This window comes from Allomuricauda sp. ARW1Y1 (assembly GCF_013407935.1).
In the GTDB taxonomy this organism is placed as follows: domain Bacteria; phylum Bacteroidota; class Bacteroidia; order Flavobacteriales; family Flavobacteriaceae; genus Flagellimonas.
In genome coordinates this window covers 1-2,953 of the sequence record NZ_JACBZU010000010.1, presented here as the reverse complement: position 1 = coordinate 2,953, position 2,953 = coordinate 1, and the positions used below count along the sequence as shown (strand labels likewise).

The window sequence follows — 2,953 nt, the reverse complement described above, 5'->3', positions numbered from 1 at the left end:
CGAAGGAAAAAGTATCGAGAACCAGGTTTTGCCATACAAGAAGGATTTCTCGATACAATTTTTGGACTGGGGTCCAAAAACCACTCGAAATGACACTTTGGTTGATCATGGGCACCGCTGAAAGAACCGAAGTGTCACAGAATTTTGAAAACCGTCAGTTCGAGTTTTTTCCGAAGGAAAAAGTATCGAGAACAAGGTTTTGGCAAGTAATAAGGATTTCTCGATACCATTTTTGGACCCGGTCCAAAAACCACTCGAAATGACGCCTTGATTGATGTTGAGTACCGTAGAAAAAATCGACCTCACAACTGACAACTGCTAACTGATAACAGAACATACATGGACATCTACAACACCAACACGCTCATCGACGAACAGACCGGTAACCTGGCCTTTAAGCTTTCCGAATTTGAGGATGGCTGCCAGTTTTGCGATCTGCACCGGTTGAACCAGTATTCCTTGATCTGGATCAAAAAGGGGAGGGGTACCGCCCAAGTGGACTTTTCGGAGTACACGTTTACGGCAAACACCCTAGTTGCCGTAACGCCCTACCAACCTTTTGCCCTTACCGAGGAAGAACCGTTGGAGGGCGTGGTGTTGCAGTTCCATCCCGATTTTTTCTGCATCCACAAGCACCACGAGCAGGTGGCCTGCCACGGGGTACTGTTCAACAATATTTACAGCCCGCCCATGCTACAGGTTACGGACGATATCCAAAAGCAACTGGAGCTGCTCATCCAGCAGATGTATGCCGAGGTACAAAAACCGGAACTGGCGCAATACGAGCTGTTGGTCTCTTATCTGAAGATTTTTTTGATCACCACCTCTCGCGCCAAGGCCAAGCAACAGCCGGAAGCCTTGGAAGGCAGCCCGGACGAAAAGGAGCCCTTTATCCTGCAAAAGCTCAAAAACCTGATAGAGACGCACTACAAGACCATGCACTCTGCCGGGGAGTATGCCGATCTGCTCAACATAAGCCCCAAAGCCTTGGCGAAAATGACCAAGAACCACTTTAACAAGACCATGACCAACCTGATCAGCGAACGGATCATTATCGAGGCGAAGCGCGAGCTGTACCTTACCAACAAGACCGTAAAGGAGATTGCCTACGATTTGGGGTATGACGATGAGCACTACTTTAGCCGCTTTTTTAAGAACAATGCGGACATCTCGCCCAGTACCTATCGCGAAAATGTGGGCTTTGCCCGCGCCATGGCCTAAACCCACAATCCTATGAAAGCCCATGTGGAACACCAAACCCTGCCGCTGCCCTTTGGGCAGGTGTACGGCACCCTAAAGCAACGGATTACCGAGCACGGCTTTTTGCTGCTGCACGAAATTGACACCCAGGCTATTGTAGCCAAGCACGGCATTGCCATACCACCCTTACGGCAATTGCTCTTTTTTGAGCCCAAATACATTGCCCAAATCATGGCGAACGACCCTTTGGCCATCAATGATATCCCTTTAAAACTGGTACTGCAAGAAATGGATGCTAACACCACCCGACTGAGCTTTAAAAACCCGGTGGGCAGCTTGCATGATTATGGGTTAAAGCCTGAAATGGCGGAGGAGTTGTTGGAGCGGGTGAAGGGGATTTTGCAGTTTTAAGAGAAGTCGATTTTCGGAAGTATTGGATTTTTTGGGATGCTAGAGAAAGCTCTACAAAAGTTGTTATATATGTAGTTTATTCATTCAAGTAATTTAATGGTTTATTAATCAACATTTTACTGTTAATAAGTGTAAATTCTTTCCTATTAATTCTGAAATAAAAGCATTTAACTTTGAAAATATTTTTGAAAGTATATGCTTGAGCCCATTAGCGTAATAAATGCAATATCCGTTGATAGGGAAATCTACACCGATGGTCACAGTCCACTTCTAACTATAGGTGAAGATTATGAAAAATATGTTGTTAAAAACTCTAAAGGAAGAATACCTGCATTTGACCTTATTAATGAGTTTCTGGCTAACGGGCTCCTTCAATGTTTGAATATACCTACTCCTGAATGTGCTATCTTAAAAATTGATCGGTCACTTGTAATGGGGTATTCCAATAATCATCAAGCCAGATTTTATAACTATTCTTCTTTTGGGTCTAGAGTGATTTCCAAAAATTGGATTTGAATGAATTTACAGTTGCCAATAACAAGTCTGTTTTTAATAAACTTTACAATCCAATTGATATTTTAAGAATTGGTCTCTTTGATTTATGGGTGGCAAACGATGATAGAAAACCTACAAATCAAAATTTAATGCTTTCAATTGATGATGGTGGGAAGTATACCATTACTGCAATTGATCATGCATTCATCTTTGAAACTCTTGGTTATCAACACTTAAATCCAAAACACTTTTCTCCCTCAGTTAATGACCATATAATACTCTCAAATTTAGCCAAAATTGTAAAGCGCTATACGAACATTGATGCGTCATTCGTTAAATCAGAAAAAGAATATTTCTATTTTTGCCTTGAAGAATCACTAAAAAACTTTGAAAAGATCATTAATAATATCCCAATTGATTTGGGTTTAAACAATGACTTAACTAACTTTCTAAGTCAATTTCTATTCGATCAAGAAAGAAACGAAAAAGTGTTTGCCGAACATATATATAGGCTTTCAAACTAATGAAGAAATTTTATAGCATAGTAAAAATAGCGACCGACATGACGGTGAATGACAGTATTTCTACTGGAATCATTGTTAATGATGGCAGCAGGCTTTTGTTTAAATTTTCTGATTATAAGAAAAGTATAGCAAAAAAACTTTTTCAATCTGATTCTGTTGATATTGATTTTGCGATAAAGCAACTTGAAAAAAGAATTGAAGAAATTAATAAAAGTCTCAATTTAGAGGTGTAGCCTTCCCTAAAAATAGGACAGTTTAAAATTCAGATTTTCTAACTTTAAATTTTAACTGTCACATGAAAAAAAGCAAGTTTACCGAGAGCC

Annotated in this window: 5 protein-coding genes; all 5 read left to right on the top strand. The window is 40.4% G+C overall.

Translation table 11 applies throughout. The annotated features are described in order from the left end of the window. Positions 1-339 precede the first annotated feature (339 nt). The 5 genes from GGE08_RS15850 (at position 340) to GGE08_RS15835 (ending at position 2,863) form a co-directional block, all read left to right on the top strand. Complete coding sequence (locus GGE08_RS15850) at positions 340-1,221, top strand: helix-turn-helix domain-containing protein (RefSeq protein WP_179385866.1); 882 nt, start codon at positions 340-342, stop codon at positions 1,219-1,221. Positions 1,222-1,233: 12 nt separating this feature from the next. Continuing rightward, a complete protein-coding gene (locus GGE08_RS15845; protein WP_179385865.1) occupies positions 1,234-1,611 on the top strand; it encodes a DUF302 domain-containing protein in 378 nt (125 codons plus the stop codon). Between the two features lie 195 nt (positions 1,612-1,806). Continuing rightward, a complete protein-coding gene (locus GGE08_RS16260) occupies positions 1,807-2,127 on the top strand; it encodes a HipA family kinase (protein ID WP_409553500.1) in 321 nt (106 codons plus the stop codon). Continuing rightward, entirely contained in the window at positions 2,124-2,630 is a 507-nt protein-coding gene (locus GGE08_RS15840) for a hypothetical protein (RefSeq protein ID WP_179385864.1), read from the top strand. Before GGE08_RS16260 ends, GGE08_RS15840 begins: the two co-directional genes overlap by 4 nt. Beyond that, a complete protein-coding gene (locus tag GGE08_RS15835) occupies positions 2,630-2,863 on the top strand; it encodes a hypothetical protein (protein ID WP_179385863.1) in 234 nt (77 codons plus the stop codon). Before GGE08_RS15840 ends, GGE08_RS15835 begins: the two co-directional genes overlap by 1 nt. The last annotated feature ends 90 nt before the right edge of the window (positions 2,864-2,953 follow it).